Origin of the sequence: Alteribacillus sp. YIM 98480 (genome assembly GCF_009765375.1) — a bacterium.
Lineage (GTDB): Bacteria > Bacillota > Bacilli > Bacillales > Marinococcaceae > Alteribacillus.
The window spans coordinates 36501-53281 of the sequence record NZ_VTOK01000016.1 but is presented as its reverse complement, the minus strand read 5'-3'; the positions used below and the strand labels follow the sequence as shown (position 1 = coordinate 53281).

At 37.0% G+C, this 16781-nt stretch carries 16 protein-coding genes and 2 pseudogenes; 11 read left to right on the top strand and 7 right to left on the bottom strand.

Translation table 11 applies throughout. The features are described 5' to 3' along the window. Positions 1-34 precede the first annotated feature (34 nt). Entirely contained in the window at positions 35-1390 is a 1356-nt protein-coding gene (locus FZF09_RS18270; RefSeq protein WP_158738031.1) for an APC family permease, read from the bottom strand. A gap of 140 nt (positions 1391-1530) precedes the next feature. Beyond that, positions 1531-1642, bottom strand: a pseudogene (locus FZF09_RS23415) (aldehyde dehydrogenase family protein); the annotation flags it as partial. Between the two features lie 279 nt (positions 1643-1921). Between FZF09_RS23415 and FZF09_RS23410 the strand changes: the two are divergent. Continuing rightward, positions 1922-2089 (top strand): hypothetical protein, encoded by a 168-nt coding sequence (locus FZF09_RS23410; RefSeq protein ID WP_370514502.1) that lies wholly within the window; start codon positions 1922-1924, stop codon positions 2087-2089. A 784-nt stretch (positions 2090-2873) separates the two neighbouring features. Here the strand turns inward: FZF09_RS23410 and FZF09_RS18260 are convergent. Then, complete coding sequence (locus FZF09_RS18260) at positions 2874-3188, bottom strand: hypothetical protein (RefSeq protein ID WP_158738029.1); 315 nt, start codon at positions 3186-3188, stop codon at positions 2874-2876. A 536-nt stretch (positions 3189-3724) separates the two neighbouring features. On the opposite strand from FZF09_RS18260, the gene FZF09_RS18255 reads away from it, so the two are divergent. Beyond that, positions 3725-3955: a hypothetical protein gene (locus FZF09_RS18255; protein ID WP_158738028.1), complete on the top strand. Its 231-nt coding sequence runs from the start codon at positions 3725-3727 to the stop codon at positions 3953-3955. Between the two features lie 353 nt (positions 3956-4308). On the opposite strand, the gene FZF09_RS18250 is transcribed toward FZF09_RS18255, so the two are convergent. Further along, the gene (locus FZF09_RS18250; protein WP_158738027.1) at positions 4309-5142 is read right to left on the bottom strand and encodes an AraC family transcriptional regulator; all 834 of its coding nucleotides are present in this window, start codon (positions 5140-5142) and stop codon (positions 4309-4311) included. A gap of 377 nt (positions 5143-5519) precedes the next feature. On the opposite strand from FZF09_RS18250, the gene iolG reads away from it, so the two are divergent. Next, complete coding sequence (iolG, locus tag FZF09_RS18245; RefSeq protein ID WP_158738026.1) at positions 5520-6551, top strand: bifunctional inositol 2-dehydrogenase/D-chiro-inositol 1-dehydrogenase; 1032 nt, start codon at positions 5520-5522, stop codon at positions 6549-6551. A gap of 342 nt (positions 6552-6893) precedes the next feature. Continuing rightward, entirely contained in the window at positions 6894-8207 is a 1314-nt protein-coding gene (locus FZF09_RS18240; RefSeq protein WP_158738025.1) for an extracellular solute-binding protein, read from the top strand. Between the two features lie 100 nt (positions 8208-8307). Here the strand turns inward: FZF09_RS18240 and FZF09_RS23160 are convergent, their stop codons facing one another. The 3 genes and pseudogenes from FZF09_RS23160 to FZF09_RS18225 form a co-directional block, all read right to left on the bottom strand. Then, complete coding sequence (locus FZF09_RS23160) at positions 8308-8520, bottom strand: transposase (RefSeq protein ID WP_370514501.1); 213 nt, start codon at positions 8518-8520, stop codon at positions 8308-8310. Positions 8521-8684: 164 nt separating this feature from the next. Beyond that, a pseudogene (locus FZF09_RS18230) lies at positions 8685-8829 on the bottom strand (transposase); the annotation flags it as partial. Positions 8830-9412: 583 nt separating this feature from the next. Continuing rightward, positions 9413-9607: a BshB3 potential contributor to bacillithiol synthesis gene (locus FZF09_RS18225; RefSeq protein WP_158738024.1), complete on the bottom strand. Its 195-nt coding sequence runs from the start codon at positions 9605-9607 to the stop codon at positions 9413-9415. A 555-nt stretch (positions 9608-10162) separates the two neighbouring features. On the opposite strand from FZF09_RS18225, the gene FZF09_RS18220 reads away from it, so the two are divergent. The 7 genes from FZF09_RS18220 (at position 10163) to FZF09_RS18195 (ending at position 16217) form a co-directional block, all read left to right on the top strand. Continuing rightward, complete coding sequence (locus tag FZF09_RS18220) at positions 10163-10645, top strand: DUF2975 domain-containing protein (RefSeq protein ID WP_158738023.1); 483 nt, start codon at positions 10163-10165, stop codon at positions 10643-10645. Between the two features lie 10 nt (positions 10646-10655). Then, positions 10656-10874: a helix-turn-helix domain-containing protein gene (locus tag FZF09_RS18215; protein ID WP_158738022.1), complete on the top strand. Its 219-nt coding sequence runs from the start codon at positions 10656-10658 to the stop codon at positions 10872-10874. A 133-nt stretch (positions 10875-11007) separates the two neighbouring features. Beyond that, a complete protein-coding gene (locus FZF09_RS18210; protein ID WP_158738062.1) occupies positions 11008-11796 on the top strand; it encodes a DUF817 domain-containing protein in 789 nt (262 codons plus the stop codon). A 487-nt stretch (positions 11797-12283) separates the two neighbouring features. Next, on the top strand, positions 12284-12412 hold the full coding sequence (locus FZF09_RS23155; RefSeq protein ID WP_255450609.1) for a hypothetical protein: 129 nt from the start codon (positions 12284-12286) through the stop codon (positions 12410-12412). A gap of 250 nt (positions 12413-12662) precedes the next feature. Continuing rightward, positions 12663-14360, top strand: coding sequence for a SulP family inorganic anion transporter (locus FZF09_RS18205; RefSeq protein WP_158738021.1), 1698 nt, complete (start codon positions 12663-12665; stop codon positions 14358-14360). Positions 14361-14677: 317 nt separating this feature from the next. Next, the gene (locus FZF09_RS18200) at positions 14678-15862 is read left to right on the top strand and encodes an ROK family transcriptional regulator (RefSeq protein WP_158738020.1); all 1185 of its coding nucleotides are present in this window, start codon (positions 14678-14680) and stop codon (positions 15860-15862) included. A 217-nt stretch (positions 15863-16079) separates the two neighbouring features. Then, positions 16080-16217, top strand: coding sequence for a hypothetical protein (locus FZF09_RS18195; protein ID WP_158738019.1), 138 nt, complete (start codon positions 16080-16082; stop codon positions 16215-16217). Positions 16218-16781: the final 564 nt, after the last annotated feature.

Genomic DNA, 16781 nt, shown 5'->3' with positions numbered 1-16781 from the left:
TACTCTCCTTTTAGGCATTTTTAAAAGAGTCTTCTCATCTTGATATTTCATTTTCTTTTTCAAATATTTCTGGAGGAGGTTGTTTAAATATTTTCGTATGATTAAGCAAGTACAGAAATCCAAGAATTACCCAGGATCCTCCTAAAATAAGTGCATTTAAGCCTAGGTTTAACCATAATCCAAAAACAAGGACTGCCCCCATTAAAGGAATGATCAAATACTGAATCATTCCTTTAAATGTACGTACACCTTTCTTGATAAAATAGTGGCTGACGACGGAAAGGTTTACAAAAATAAACGCAAAAAACGCACCAAAAGTGATAAAAGTAGTCGCGGTAGCTAGATTAATAAACAGAGCCGACATAGCTACAACGGCTACAATTAAAAGGTTGTAGACCGGGGTATGATACTTAGGTGAAACATACCCAAACACCTTTTTCGGGAGTATATTCTCTCTTCCCATTGCGTATAAGATTCTTGAGGCAGAAGAACCAGAGGCAACGGCAGAAGCAAATCCGGCCATAATCGCTGTTGCCACAAAAGCAGAATTTAAAAATATACCACCTATTGAAAAAGCAATTTCTAAATAAGCTGAATCTGGATGTGTAATCGCCTCCATGTTCGGGCTAACCATTTGTAAAAAATAGGATGCAGCAATGTACAAGGTACCTCCGATTAATGGAATGGTATAAATCGCCTTAGGTAGTGATTGTGTAGGGTTTTTTGTTTCCTCAGATAAAGCAGTAACGGCATCAAAACCAAGGAATGTGAAACACAAAATTGGTACGATTGCGATGACAGCTAAAAGTTCAACATTCTGGTCAAAGAAAGGCATAAGAGAAAATAAGGTGCCGGCTCCGTTACCATTCACTAAATACTTTATAGAAAAGATAAAGAAGAGAATGAACATTAACAATTGTAGTAAGAAAATATAGGTGTTAAAATTCGCTGCAAATTTGATCCCGCGTATATTTACGAAAGTGATAACTGTTATAAAAAGGATGATCCAGACTGAGATTGGTATAGCAGGGAAATACGCAGATAACGCAATGCCTAAAAGTAATGCACTTATCATTGGACTAAGCATGTAATCGAGCAAAATAACCCACCCAACGATAAATCCCAAGTATGGATTAATCGCTTTTTGTGTAAATGTGTAAGCTGCACCGGCTGATGGGTATGCTTTAACTAGCTGTGCATAACTATATGCTGTGAACAACATAACTAGCAGGGCGAGGGCGTATCCAGTCGCAATCATTCCCTTGCTTTCAACAGCAGCAATCCCATACGTGGCAAATAACGTTTGAGGCGCCATAAAAGCAAGACCAAAAAACACAACATGTCTAAAAGATAATACCCGTTTGAGTTCCCCAAATTTTTGATCTACCATTTTTCACTTCCCCTAGAAAAATATTATGGAGCGGTTTCTTTTGGTGAACAATCTTTTTAGTTAATAGATTTGGCTAATAGTGAATCCTGCCTAGCAATCTCAATGGAATATTTAAGATAATAGGATTGTTAGGTGAATTTTTACGCTAAATGAATCCATACACTCATCACTACCGTATAATTGTCTAATACATAATCCCATTTCACGCTCAAAGCCGGACTCCTTATATCCTCCAAAAGGAGTGGCTGCGTTTGTTTATGGTGAACATGGGTAACTCCTTCTGCTCCCTCCTCGCTAACATACATTGCAAGTTTGATGCCAAGTAAAAAACCCGGAAAATTAGATTTTTTGTCGGAAAACTTGATCATATAAATTTGTTTTTGAATCGATATCGATCTTATTGAGTTGAAAGTGGTTCGGTTTGAGGCATTTACCGTTAAAGGAGGTGATTTTTTTGAGGACCCTCACTTTCATCAAGGTGCGAACCTCTAAGGGGCTAAGTGTAGAAAAACTTCCTTCTTAAATGAGGAGTTGCTTAATTACTTGCAAAGTTATAGTTGGACGGGAGAGGACATTGAGAAAAGTGCTGCAAAAGAAGCAAAAGCAAAAAAACATAAATCCACAAGGAAAACGGTCGAGTTACTAGGAATAACCCAATCTTCTTTCATAAAGAGATTGAAAAAATATAACCTGCAATAAAGGATAATAAAGCAATGTTTAGGCTTTAGATGAATCGGTATCAACTCACTTTCCCGCAGTCACTTGATGTTCCTTTGCCTATAAATAGGACTAAACACACGAGCAGGAACAGGAGAGTTTGAGGTAATACTAGCAGGCTTGGAGACCTCGGATTTTTTCGTATTAATTATACTCCAGGAAATTAACCTGCTCTGATTCCTGGTTACTAGTAAAACAAAAATCCAATTGAAAGGGAAAGTGACATGGTGGACAAAGTACCAACTGTAACACGACTGACTCTTGTGTATAATACCGGAGCTTTAAAAAAAGAAGTTGTTACGCCTCTATGTAGATGTCTTATAATGAATCTTTAAATCAAGTAAGAATGCTCTTGGCTTCTCTATCCGATTATCATCGTTATGTTGATACTCTTAGAAAATAGTTATCTATTGAATGGGATAATTTCATCTAATGGTATACATGCTCTTCTTCATTATCTGGTTGACCTGAATAAGAATATACCTGGAATTTGCATTGCGCCGGTTCCTGCAAGGGAATGACTTTTGTAATAAAGTATGTTTTTTTGAAACGCCAAAAAGAGTGCATAGCTAAGACTCTATGCACTCAAAAACTATTACTTATTTTTGATGAAATCGGAAATAGCATACATTATCTCTATGCCCTGGTACGAAAATATGTTTACAGCAGTCAAAGCAAACACACCAATCATTATAAGTCGGAACCACATCATACCCATTCCTCCTATCCTAATAGATTCATTGTTTTATAATAGAAGGGGAATGGATCAAATAATCAGCCCCATAAAAGACCGGGTAAGTGTTAATAATGTCCTGCTGAAATACCAGGTTGGAATGTTTTTAATAGCCGCGTTTCCTAAAACAACTGCTAAAGTGAATATCGGACATGCAAAAAAATAATGTCCTAAGGGGTTTTTATCTCCTCCGATGAAAGGATTATACTCACTGATATCTTCACTAGCAGTTATAACATTTGTCTGATTAAATGAATCTAGACTGGGTGGAGGGCCATGATAATCAATAAAAATGAAATAACATATTAAAATGGATAGGGAGATTAATTTTATTGTACTGCTCATCATTTCTCATCCCTGCTAATTATATGATAGATTTCTGTCTGTCATAATAACATGAAACCAATAGCTGCGGTAGTCATACCTGCTACTATTAAGTTATTACATAAGGACGCCCTAAATCGCGACTATTGTAAAGTAGCTAAAGGGTGGATCAAGCGAAAAGAGGTAAATGTAGAATAATAGATACATTATAATAAACCAGCTTATCATTCATATAGATGGTGGAGACTGTCTTCGAGGTTGGACAAACATGGAAACATTTATAGCCGGTAAACTGATTTCATTGCTAATGGTTACCATTTGCGCGGTTGATTTGGTTTGCCAAACTGTACATATCAGATATCCACTCATTAGACTCGGACAGAAAACAGAGTTCGATCATACCGTGCAGGAGCGCTGGGAAGCGTTGAAAACCAACGTCTTCGGTCGATAGAAATTGCTGAAGGAAAAGAAAAAGCGGCACGTTTAATGTCATGTCTTTCTATGTTCTTAATCGTACATTTAATTGCGATCAATGCAATATAGAAAGGATTACAGGTCGTATGGAACCTTCCGCTCGGTCCTGTATCCATTTTTATACGTTATTTCAAGAAATCGTCGTCTTTATGATTTTAGAAGTAGTCGCGTGGGCCTTTCACTGTTACGTAGGGAAACTGGTTCGATTAAAAAGAGGCAGGAAGGCTGGACTTGTTCTTATTTACATAGGCGGATTAATGACAACCATGGTCATTATGTCTAGTTATAAGGGATATCTATATCAAACATCCTCTTGAAAGTTGTATTGTAAAGCATCAAAATCGTGACTTATCCGGTATTGATAAATGATTGTTCAAGACATTACTGTAAAATTTAATGGTTACTTTTCTAAAACTTATGAGAGTATTTAAGTTAAATCTCAAAGCGGGACATTTATTGTACCGATAAATGATACATACTGCTGGGATCTAGCCTAGTTGCATCTATTAATACTTTCTGTAGAGAATTTAGATTGATTGATCATTTCGGTTGAAATCCTTATATGGTCTGCTTTAAAGAGGACATTCAACAACGACAACAGAAGAATGGCAGGATTTTTTGGAGTAATGACTGCCATTGATTTTACAGGCGATGACTAATTCTATAATTTTTAAAATTGCATTTTTCTAAATTTATTTGGAGTAATGTGAGTGCGTTTTTTAAAGGTAGTAATAAAATGAGATAAGCTATTAAACCCACTATCAAAAGCAATATTTTCTATTGAATTATCACTTGATTTTAATTGGTTTTTAGCATATTGAATTCGGTAATCCAAAATATATTGGTAAGGAGAACTCCCAGTAATAACTTTAAACATACGAACAAAGTAATACACACTGAGATTTGATTGTTTTGCTAACTGTTCTAAACTAATTTCTTCTTTGAAAAAATTTTCTATGTGTGTAATAGCCCTTTGAATTTGATGTTCAAGTTCATTGACTGATTGATTGGTAACGTGTACCAATTCATAAAGAATTTTGTGTATAGTCATTGAGACAAAATGCTCATCTATACTATTACTTTTATTCATTTTAACTATATGATGTATATATTTTGGAATAAGACTGCTAGTCATAGGAAAAATACATCCATTTTTTCTATATAAAAGATCGAAATAGTTTTCAGCTGAAGAACCATCAAAATGGAAATATTCAAAATGTACATACTCTTTTGCACTATATACATGATGATTATGACAATCTAAAAAGAGGAGATCATTTTGTTTTGCTAAAAACTCACGATTATTATATTTAACTTTCATTTTTCCTTGTTTAATAAACAAGAGTAGGTAGCTATGATAGGTGTCTCTTTCAACATGGTAATTTTGATCACAGTAAAATTCTCCTGAAAAGGTCGTATAATAAAGAGCTTTTTTTGCAAATTCACTTTCTGTATGTATGTACATTTCAGAAGGTTGTAAAACCCCCTTAATTTTAGGAAACATAAACATCCTCACCTATTCTTTAGCAAGAATTCTAAGAAATAGAGCAAAAAAGTATAGTGTTTCTTGAATTTGTATTATATATAATGATAACAAATAGCACAACAATTTGAATAAAGTTTAGTGTAAGCGTTTGCGAAATTAGAGAAAAAAGAGGTGATTTGCTCATAATAAAAATGTAAAGAAACGCGCGCGGAATATCAAAGAGATTAACAGATTAATGAAAATTAAGTAAATAGGAGTGACTGGTTAATCTAAGTTTGCTTATCTGTTAGTAGATTACTTTAAAGAGAATTATAAAATTGGGATTTTGATTGATTTCTTTTGAAACAAAATCAATTGAAAAAATTTTAATAGTCGATCAAATAGGAGGAATAGATTTGACAGTATTAGGTTTTGGAGTAATAGGGACAGGTGCAATTGGAACAGAGCATATAAATCGAATTACAAATAAATTATCAGGTGGAGAAATCGTTGCTGTAACAGACTTTTTTCCAGAAATAGCTAAAAAAGTAGTTGAACAATTTAAACTAGATGCTGTTATACATCCAGATGATACTTCATTAATAGCTGATGAAAAAGTTGATGTTTTACTTGTTACTAGTTCGGAAGCTGCACATGAAGCAACGGTAGTAGCTGGAGTTGAGGCTGGAAAATATGTATTCTGTGAAAAACCTTTAGCCATATCTGCGCAAGGTTGCATGAGAATAGTTAATGCAGAGATGAAACAAGGGAAAAAGTTAGTTCAAGTCGGTTTCATGCGCCGTTATGATAGTGGTTTTGTACAATTAAAGCAGGTTATCGACAATAACGATATTGGCAATCCATTAATGATTCGAGCTTCACACCGTAATGCAGAAGTGGATGAAAGCTATACGAATGATACAGCTGTAGTTGGAACATTAATTCATGAAATTGACGCCTTTCATTGGTTAGTCAATGATGATTATAAATCAGTGCAAGTTGTATATCCCAGAAAAACCAAATATGCACACAATAATTTACAAGACCCACAGATATTTACCATAGAAACAATTAGTGGAATTGTCATCAATATCGATGTTTTCGTAAATTGTCAATATGGCTATGATATTCACTGTGAAGTCATCGGTGAAGAAGGAATTGCAAAGCTGCCTGAATATCCGAGTGTTGTTATGAGAAAAGAAGCTAAATTAACTACAAGAATACTAAAGGATTGGAAGCATCGTTTTAAGGATGCTTATGATGTTGAACTACAAAACTTCATGGATTCAATTGTTAAAACCGGTGAGCCTCAAGGACCAAATTCATGGGATAGCTATATTACTGCGGTAACTGCTGATGCTTGTTTAAAGGCACAACGAACAGGTGAAAAAGTGCAGATTAGTTTTCAAGCAAAACCAAAATTTTATAATGAAAAAATAGCTCAATAAACATTTTTTATAAATAATTGATAAAAAATGAAGAAATCAATCTGGAAAGTTGTAATAAAGGAAATTCGTAGTTGATTACTAGGGTTTTAACTAAAGATTATTAATATTACAGGCATATTTCTGACAAAAGAATTCAATAATATTTTTTTAATTTTCAATTAATTAATTCCTCAATGAAAAGAATTGGTAATTTGAGGAGTGTGGTGAAGGATATACTATTTCTCGTTGTGTTGTGTTTGAATTTCGTAATTCAAGGCAGGTAAATAGATACCGGAGAAGTTTCTAATGTTGAACAGTCTTAATTGATAAGCCAATTTTTATAATATACGAGGGGGAAAATAAATGAAAAAATTCAAAAAATGGGTGGGTGTATATATACTGTCATTGTTATTAATTACAGTAGGTTGTGGAAAAAACGAAGAATCCAGTACTTCTAGTGAAAATGATTCAGGCACCTCAGAAGGGGAAAGTATTTCTGTAGCTATGGTTGCTGGAAATGAGTCAAGTGCTTTAAAGCAAATGGTTTCTGAATTTGAAGAAGAAATGGGAATTGAAGTAAACTGGAACGAATTTGATTACAATACACTCTATGAGAGAATCTACAACGATATGAGAACAGAAACTGGAACATATGATGTTATTTTCGCCGATGATCCTTGGATGCCGATGTTAGCAGGGGGCGGATTTTTAACACCGCTTGATGAACTGGGCTATGAATTAGATGAAGATTTTGCAAAGATGTCTCGTGAGGTTAGTATGTGGCCTGCACCAAGTGGTCCACGTCTTCCCAATTCAGACCCCAATGAAGAGCCTCGTGCGTATGGTATACCGCAAGTAGGGAACGTGCAGATGTTCTTTTATAGAAAAGATATTTTAGATAAAGCTCCCGAAACATGGTCCGAATTAGAAACAGTTATTGAAGATCATCAGGGTGAAATAGAGTATGGTTTTGTGCATCGCGGTGCCCGTGGGGACGCAATTGCTACAAATTTTAACGCCTTTCTTTGGTCGCATGGAGCAGACTTTTTTGATGAAAATTGGAATGTGACCTTAGATAGTCCAGAAGCGATTGAAGCTCTTGAATATTATGTTGGATTGACAAAGTATGCACCAGACGGCATTGCAAATTATGATGCTGACTCTATCGGACGCGTAATGAGCCAAGGAGAAAGTTTAACATCGATTGTATGGCCTGCATGGGGTGAAACGATGGAAGACCCTGAAAAATCTGATGTTGTTGGAGATATCGGTTACTCTCTTGTGCCGCGTGCAGAAGATGGTAGCTTCTCGCCTATGATTGGAAACTGGATTTTAGGTATTCCAAAGGCTTCTGAAAATAAAAAAGCTGCACTAGAATTTATAACTTGGGCTTCATCTACAGAAAGTCAAAAAGAAATTACAAAATTGGGCGGGGTGCCTAGCCGTACAGGCGTCTTAAAAGATCCTGAATTGTTAGAAGAGAAACCTTACCTACAAGCCGTAAGTGAAGGTCTTGAAAATGCTAAGTTCCGTCCACGTACCCCACTTTACTCTGAAATTGCAACAATTTATGGCACATACCTAAACCAAGCTTTGACTGGGGATTTAACCTCAGAAGAAGCCCTCACTAGTGCTGCGGAAGAAATTAAAGCACTAATGGAAGACAATGGTTACTAATAAGTTGTGTAACTGTGTCCCTTAGACTCTGTTTTCTCCTATATATTTTGTTCTATGTCAAAAGGTTGGGGTAGGAGTGACTTGCTCCTACTCCTTTATCCTACTTGAAAATTCCATACATTGATGATGTAACGGGACCATAACGATTGAATCCAAAAGCATTTCTTTTAATCACCTTTGTTTGATTATTTAAGCTTTCGATAAAGCCGTTGGTATATCCAAAGGCAAAACTGTTTAATATACAAACGGTATGAAGAGTTAAGTGAAAAGCAGCTCTTATATTTAGTTTATCCGATGAGTTAAGAAGAGCCAATCATTTAAAAGAAGTGTTTACACTGGGTTAAAGAAGCGAAGAAAAAGGAAAAACGGCTGTCGGACAAGTGAAAGAGGAATTAGGCTTTTTATCAACAGGTACATAACGAGAACATGCCGAAGTTTATTTCAATCGATTCAAACGTTAAAAAACTGGCAGGTATAGACATGTTTCTTTTGTTTACACTTTTTCCGATCATACTCCGTGGAACTCTTCCTGAGCTTTCCTTCTCACGCGTTCTAATGCCCAATAAATATAGCGGCAAAAGTGAAAACGGTCCGCAATAATGATAGGGTTTCCTAATGCTTCAACTCCAATCTTTTTCTAGTTTCTAGGACAATTCAAGTGGAAAGGTTTTTGGAACTTGGTGTTTTTTTATGTCTAAATTTTATCTTACCCCAACAAATATAATAGAGCCATATATTTAATACAAACATAGGAAATGTTAGACGTTGAGTAATAATCCAAATCAAGCAGCTTCTGATTTGCAGCGAAATGAAATCCGACAATAAAAACGGAGTTTTTGATTATACGTTAAAACAAAATTGTAAATGTAGTAATAATAGGTATATATTAAAAATTCAGCTAGAATAGTAGGGACGATTTAGCTACTGAAATACTAGAGACCGACGGGAAAAACGGTAGTGGTAAAGACCGAAGTGAAAGATTTTTACACGAGAAGGTTGAACCGCCTTCCGTGCCAAAGAAGACAATGCAAGAAAAAGCAAAGAAAGTTGGAGTAGAAGTCGCATTTGTGCCTTGGAGGGAAAAGCGAGAATATATTCCTGTTTCAAGTGCCTGGAAGTGATTTATCGGACAGCTTTGAGATTTTTCCGGTTTCCGTTGAAGTTTGTCATAAAACGGACCGGAAAAAGAAAGCTTACAGCATTGTTTAAATTATATACCAGATGAATCCAGTAATTCCAATAACGATAAGTCCTGCAGGAAGCCAGATTAAATAAACATTAATCAAGTTGGCCAGGCTTGAATCACTATTGTAATTTTTGTCTTCGATTTGGGTAAGGGAAAAAGTAATAACAGCGGCAATAATACAAATAATCGTAACTACAATCAAAGCAAAAGTCATGCCCAATCTCCTCGCATATTGTGGTTTTGTAGAAAGCATTACTTAAAAAGTAAAAGATTTTCACCGTGATAGCTTCCTAGAAAAATCTGTTCTCATCATTATGACATATGGTGTTTGTTCCTATGAAGAAAAGAAAGAAGAATACATACAATGTTAACAAAATGGGCAATCTGGTACAGAATATGAACCTATCACTATAAAACTATTTACGGTTTAACACAAGAAAAGTAGTTAACGGTTATGGAATTCTTATATATTTATGCGATGTCCTATTTAGAAAACTGGTGCTATGCTGTAACAAGTCTAGTACCTTGCTTATTGGTAAGAAGTTCACTATTTAAAAAATTGTATTAAGCAAAAGAACAGGTTAGTTTGAACAAGTTTGTTATAGAGCATTTCTAGGTAGTGAGGAATGCTTTTTATTTTTGTCTATAATAAAAAGATTGATTTAGTAACAATAATAATATAATTTATATCAATAAACATTTATTGATATTCAATAAAAAATGTTTTAAAATCAAATCAAGTTGAAGATAATGAAGTGAGGTGCTTTATGTGAAACGAGGATCCACACTCTTTTTAAAGATAGCTGTTATTCTTATTGGAATCCCAGTTCTTGCCTTGTGCATATTTCTGGTGCCTGAAATAGCGAATTTTGCAGCAGAGTTGTATCCAGCCATTGCTTATATAGACGATCTCGTATTAATCGATTTGTATGCCACGGCTATCCCTTTTTACGTTGCTCTGTATCAAGCTTTTAAACTTTTAAGTCATATTGACAAGAACAAAGCTTTCTCGGAATTATCTGTAAGAGCTTTAAAGAATATAAAATACTGTGCAATTATCATCAGTATCTTGTATGTGGCAGGCATGCCGCTCTTTTATCTCATAGCGGAGTTAGACGACGCTCCAGGTATCATAGTCATCGGACTGGTCATTATTTTTGCTTCTACAGTTATCGCAGTCTTTGCTGCTGTTCTCCAAAGGCTTTTACAAGAAGCTATTAATATAAAATCGGAAAATGATTTAACGGTCTGAGGTGAATCACATGGCGATTATAATCAATATAGATGTGATGTTGGCTAAAAGGAAAATGAGTGTAACAGAACTTTCGGAGAGAGTTGGAATAACAATGGCTAACCTTTCTATATTGAAAAATGGAAAGGCAAAAGCGATTCGATTTTCAACTTTAGAGGGGATTTGTAAGGCTTTAGAATGTCAGCCTGGAGATATTTTAGAATACAAAAGTGATGAAGACACTCAATAATATTAATAACGCTTAACAGGAACGGAAAAAGAAAGTTATTCGGCGGTGAACCTATGGACATAACCCTACATCTATTAAGCTGCAATTCTAAGCAGGAACATATATGCAGAAAAAAACTCTGGGTACACAAATCATGAGAGTACTAAATCAACTCGTTCGTTTTGGTTTCGTGCAGGCCCTCTCGTGTTTGTTTCCGGTCGTGATTTTTGTCTCTTTGGCTGTTACCCAAATCATATCACTTCCCTTCCTGCCACGGTATGACTTGCTGCTCATCATCTGTCTTTTGATGCAGTGGTGGATGGTGCATTCCGGGCTTGAAACATGGGATGAGCTAAAGGTTATCACATTGTTCCACCTTATTGGACTTACTCTTGAAATTTTTAAGGTGCATATGGGTTCCTGGTCTTATCCTGAAGAAGGATATTTTAAACTTTTTGGAGTGCCTTTGTATAGCGGATTCATGTATGCCAGTGTAGCGAGTTATCTTTGCCAGGCATGGAGGAGGTTAAAGGTTGAACTGGTTAAGTGGCCCCCGTTTTTTGTAGTTGTCTCTCTTGCAGCTGCGATCTATTTGAATTTTTTTACACACCATTATTGGTTTGACGTTCGTTGGTGGTTAGCTGGACTTGTAATTGTCCTCTTTTGGCAATCATGGGTGACATACGAGGTGAGTGGCACTCGTTATCGTATGCCACTCGCACTTTCTTTTGTACTTATCGGCTTTTTTATATGGATAGCGGAAAATATCGCAACGTTCTTTGGGGCCTGGGAATATCCAAATCAAACTCATGCATGGAGTCTCGTTCATCTAGGTAAGGTGAGCTCATGGCTCTTATTAGTGATTGTTAGCTTCCTTATAGTAGCGACGTTAAAGCAGGTGAAGGGGAGTTCCACTAGGATAGATACTAGTCAATTTTTATAACAGTTAAGAACTCCTCTTTTAGGTTGAAGTTCATCAGCATCGTTGAATGAATAGGGGGGGGGTGTCAGCTGCTGGTGTAGCGTTGGTTATGTCCCATATTCAGCTATATTCTACCGTCTCCATGTAATAAAGACTAGACTATTCTTATTGCGAAATGCTGCCCATTCTGTTGTATTACATCTGGGTTAGGGTGGTGTCACGCTCTTGCAGAGATGACGGAACACGAATGGAGTTCAGATGAAATGTTAAGTACTTTTATAGAACGATACTTTGAAAGGTGTCGTTAAGTTGGTGGAGGGGGGGGTTATGGAGAACCTCCGTCCAGAAGTTCTGTGGGCTGCTCATTATGCCGGTAAAGAAAGAGAATACTGTCAGATTTGACGAACCTGGACAGATCCTTCCTGCGGTTTATGGCCTTCACTTAAAGGCTTGGCGCTAGCCCAGTTTTCTTTAAAAGGGAAGAAATGAAAAATAGTTGGCGTTTTAGATGTCTAGCGCAAGCGCCTACTCGCTCGAGATTCCTTCGGTTCGTAAAAATGGAAAGCAAAGATTCGCTTTCCATATGCCGACCCTCCAGGACTTGTCGCTCGTGAGCAAGGCGCTTGCGCTTTTCTAATGAAAGAAGAGTTAAGAGAGTTTTGGCGGAGTTCTTGTGAGTAGGTAAAAATACAGTTAATCGTTAATATTTATGAGATGGAAAGATCGCATTACTTTTGTTTGCGGTCTTTTCATTTTTTCATAGTATCGTTGCTATAGCCCTTGTATTTATTTCAAAAATTATTTATAGTAATAGTAAAGCGCTTTTATCCAAAATGGATTAAAATAAAATGTACTTATTAGCAGGGACAGAGGAGATGACAGATGGAATGAGTCGAAGAACATCAGCTTTATTAAATCTTCCGGGAGACTACAGCCGGCATTCGTTAAAACAAGATATTGTGGCTGGACTGACGATATTTATTATGCTTGTGCCGCAGGGAATGGCCTATGCACTGCTGGCTGGACTGCCCCCGGTGATGGGGTTATATGCGTCAACGATTCCGCTTATTGTCTATGCACTTTTTGGCTCCTCCCGTCAGTTAGCTGTCGGTCCTGTGGCGATGGCGTCAATTCTAATTTTTTCCGGCGTATCATTTTATGCGGAGCCGCAGAGCTCAGAGTATATTACACTCGTCCTTTTGTTAACGCTGATGGTCGGGGTGATGCAGTTTGTGTTAGGGGCCATTAACGCCGGAGCTTTGATTAAATTTATATCTCAAAATGTAATCAACGGCTTCACTTCAGCTGTTGCTATTACCATTGGGTTGAGTCAATTGGGCAATTTCTTCGGCATAGATATGCCAAGTCAAAACCAGCTTATTCCTTTATTAATGTCTCTATTTCAAAACATCTCTAATATTCACGTACCGACGACAATTATTGGGGTCATCAGCTTGGTCGTATTGATGGGACTTAGAAAAATAACAAAACGTCTGCCTCTCCCTTTACTAGTCGTTGTCTTTAGTATTTTCATTGTTTCATTTTTTCGTTTGGATCAAGCAGGAGTTCGTATAGTTGGTGACGTACCAAAAGGGTTTCCTGGTTTATCTCTTCCTTCCCTGGATATTTCTTCGATGCAAGTATTACTGCCAACTGCGTTAACCATTGCGTTAATTGCCATGATGGAGTCGCTTGCGATTACGAAAACGCTCACTGGGAAAGACAGCCCTCCGTTAAACGTTAATAAAGAACTTCGTGCGATAGGTTTGTCCAATATAGCTGGTTCTCTGTTTTCAGCGTATGCGGTCACGGGAAGTTTCTCGCGAAGTGCAGTGAACCATCGGGCAGGAGCCATATCTCAAGTGTCGATGATCGTAACAGCAATTGGAGTAGCACTGACTTTATTGTTTTTAACCCCTTTATTTTATTATTTGCCGCAAACAGTACTGGCGGCAATCATTTTGTCTGCTGTCGTCGGTCTTATTAATATTCCTTCTTTGCGCTATGCCTTTCGGGTGAAACCAGCAGATGGAGGGGTGTGGATCGTCACATTTGCGGCGACGCTGTTGATTGGAATTCAATGGGGACTGTTAATCGGGGTAGGCGTATCGTTATGTATATTAATAAACCGCATATCCTACCCTCATATTGTAGAACTTGGCTGGGATAGGAAAAGCAGAAGCTACCGTGATATGCAGCGCTTTTCTAAGGCAAAACGAGTACCGCAGGCAATTTTACTTCGGATCGACGCTAGAATACATTTTTCTAATGTGAGCTATGTCGAAAAGGTTATTGAATCGAAGATATACGAAGCAGGGAAAAGCATAAACGGACCAATTGACGTAGTAATTGATATGGGCGGAGTCAATGATATTGACACAATGGGAATTGATACGTTGGAGAGGCTCATTCAAAAATATAAAACACATCAGGATATTCAAATATGGTTCGTACAGCTAAAAGGGCCCGTCCGTGATTTATTACAGCGTGCCGGGTGGCACCAGCGCTTTCCGGCAGTAATCAGCTATCTATCCCTGGACCAGTTTATGAAAGGGAGACAACAGTCAGTAGATTATATGATATGATTTAAAATAAACGTGGTAGAACTCGGCATCAGGGTGCAGGTCTTTCTTGTACTTTGGAAAAATGATAAAAGTACAAGAAAAATATGCTTTAGAGATAAGAGGAGCTGTTTCAAAAGGTTAGTTTGGAGTATGATGGTCATTTAGCAATTGGGATATGTGAAACACTAACGAGTAAAGCGGCAGTGTGAAGAAACTGCAGGGAGTGCTTTTTGCTCCGCCACCCGCAAAAAGCAGGTCTATTTCAGTGGCATTATCCGATAACTAACAGATGGAACTGCTCCTTTTCGAATAAAAAAACTGGTTAAGGAGAAAAACTCGTGATAGAAGAATTAATGCGTCAGCGCTCATCTAAAGTTAATGGAATGAAAGAGGTATACCGTTGTATACACCAGCATGGACTCATTACCAAAGCAGAGCTCTTAAAGCGGACAAAAATGAAACAGACTACTGTAGTCAGACACTTAGATGCGTTAATACAATATGGCTTGATTCGTATTGAACACTATGAAGAATCTTCAGGCGGGAGGCCTCCTGCACTGTATGCAATTGAGCCGAAAGCGGCTTTTATTATCGGAATTGATTTGTCACGAGTAGAGACGACTATTTCTATTGTAGATATGTCATTTGCCCCTGTCGCCAATTACACATTTCAAATGACAGAAGATCATACCCCTGCATACACCATTTCTGTAATCAAGAAAGTAATAGCCGCTCTCTTAAAAAATAATGAAATGGAAAAAAAAGATATATTAGGCATAGGTTTAGGAACAGTCGGACCGTTAGATCGGCAAAAAGGCATCATGTACCCTGAAGCGTTTGTGGCACCAGGTTGGAATGAGGTACCGATTGTCCATGAAATCAAAAAAGCGTTTCAAACTGATGTGTTTCTTGAAAACGGAGCCAATACGGCTGCGTTGTATGAGTCTGTAAACAATCCGGAGGCAAACAAGACGATCCTTTATTGTATTAGCGGCTGGGGTCTTCGCTGCGGGGTATTGACGAATGGTACTATTATGCAAAGCCGAAAAGGGGACGCCAGCTCTTTTGGAGAAATGATTATCGATACGGAATCAAACAGGACCTTGTCTTCGTATATTTCATATAATTATATTTTAGAGGAAGTAGAAAGAAAGATAAATGCTGGAGAAAAGCCAACACACTATCACCCCGAAAAATATCATAAAAAGAATGAGAAAATGGATCATTTACTGCACGCTTTAAGGAAAGGAGATCCTTTGATTGAAAACGTCGTTCTCCGGTCTGCGCATTATTTCGGAGTGGGAATTGCCAATATGGTGAATGTCCTTCACCCGGAAGTGGTCGTTATGAATAGTGATCTAATGAGAATATATCCGGCATACTACGAAAAAGTTGTTCAAACGGCAGAAACGTTCATTTTTCAACTGAATAAGCAGAATCTTCATTTTCACGTAGCTCAAACTACCGAAAATGCGGTTTCAATCGGAGCTTGTGTATTAACCTTTCAATCACATTTTAAATAACTACTACTGAGCACTCCAACTAATTAGAACAGCGTACCAACCCACGATCCATTTTACTTCTTTAATGCTTATATGATTTAAAGAAGATTTGTCTCATCAATTAATTTTTGGTAACAGGAATATGCTCCTTTCCCCCTCAGGGCACAAGTGCGCTATCACTGACTCTCTTTGCTTTGCCGCGGCGTTTCAGTTTCCTCATGCTCAAAGTTTACCGTTGATGATTAAATTAACCTTTTTAAGACAGCCCTTTCATTTAATTGTAGAGGGGGAGACTGCTGGTTCAGCCTGGTACGGAATACCGTTTATTTTGCTGGAAGGACGTATTGCATTGGATGTAAACCAAGGTGTTCGATGAAAAAGTTTAAGCAACGGTTTCCATTAATGGACAATCGTTTCTATGAAAAATAGGTAGAAAATGCAATGATGGAAAAAACAGAGATTAAATAAAAAATTTACTTAAGGAATGAAGTAAATAAAATATATCATTTGAAAGAAACATAGAACCATTGATGTATCCTGGATATACTCCCCTAAAGGAAGACGGGTTTATAATAAAATCCGAGTGCCTACAGGGGAGTATTTTTATGACGGAGAAAATGGTTAGAGAATACAGTTTTTTTGTGTGGATGTTTGTTGAAGAAAAATCTAGTTGTGTTGATTTGAAGAAAAAGTATAACCGTTTTGTATAAAAAAGTTGCACCGTTTTACCCCTTTGGATGTACGTTGTCTAAAGGGTTTTTTATGTAAAAATAACATAATGATATGTTATTAAAGCCAGATTGTTGAAGAAAATTTTTTACAGAGGTACGTAGCCCTACCAACTTCTTTTCGTATAATTCCTAATAAAGGGGGGGTTCTAGGAGAGTTAGAAAAAAACCTATCTACTCTAAGAAATAACAGTGCGCAATGTCTCGCCCAA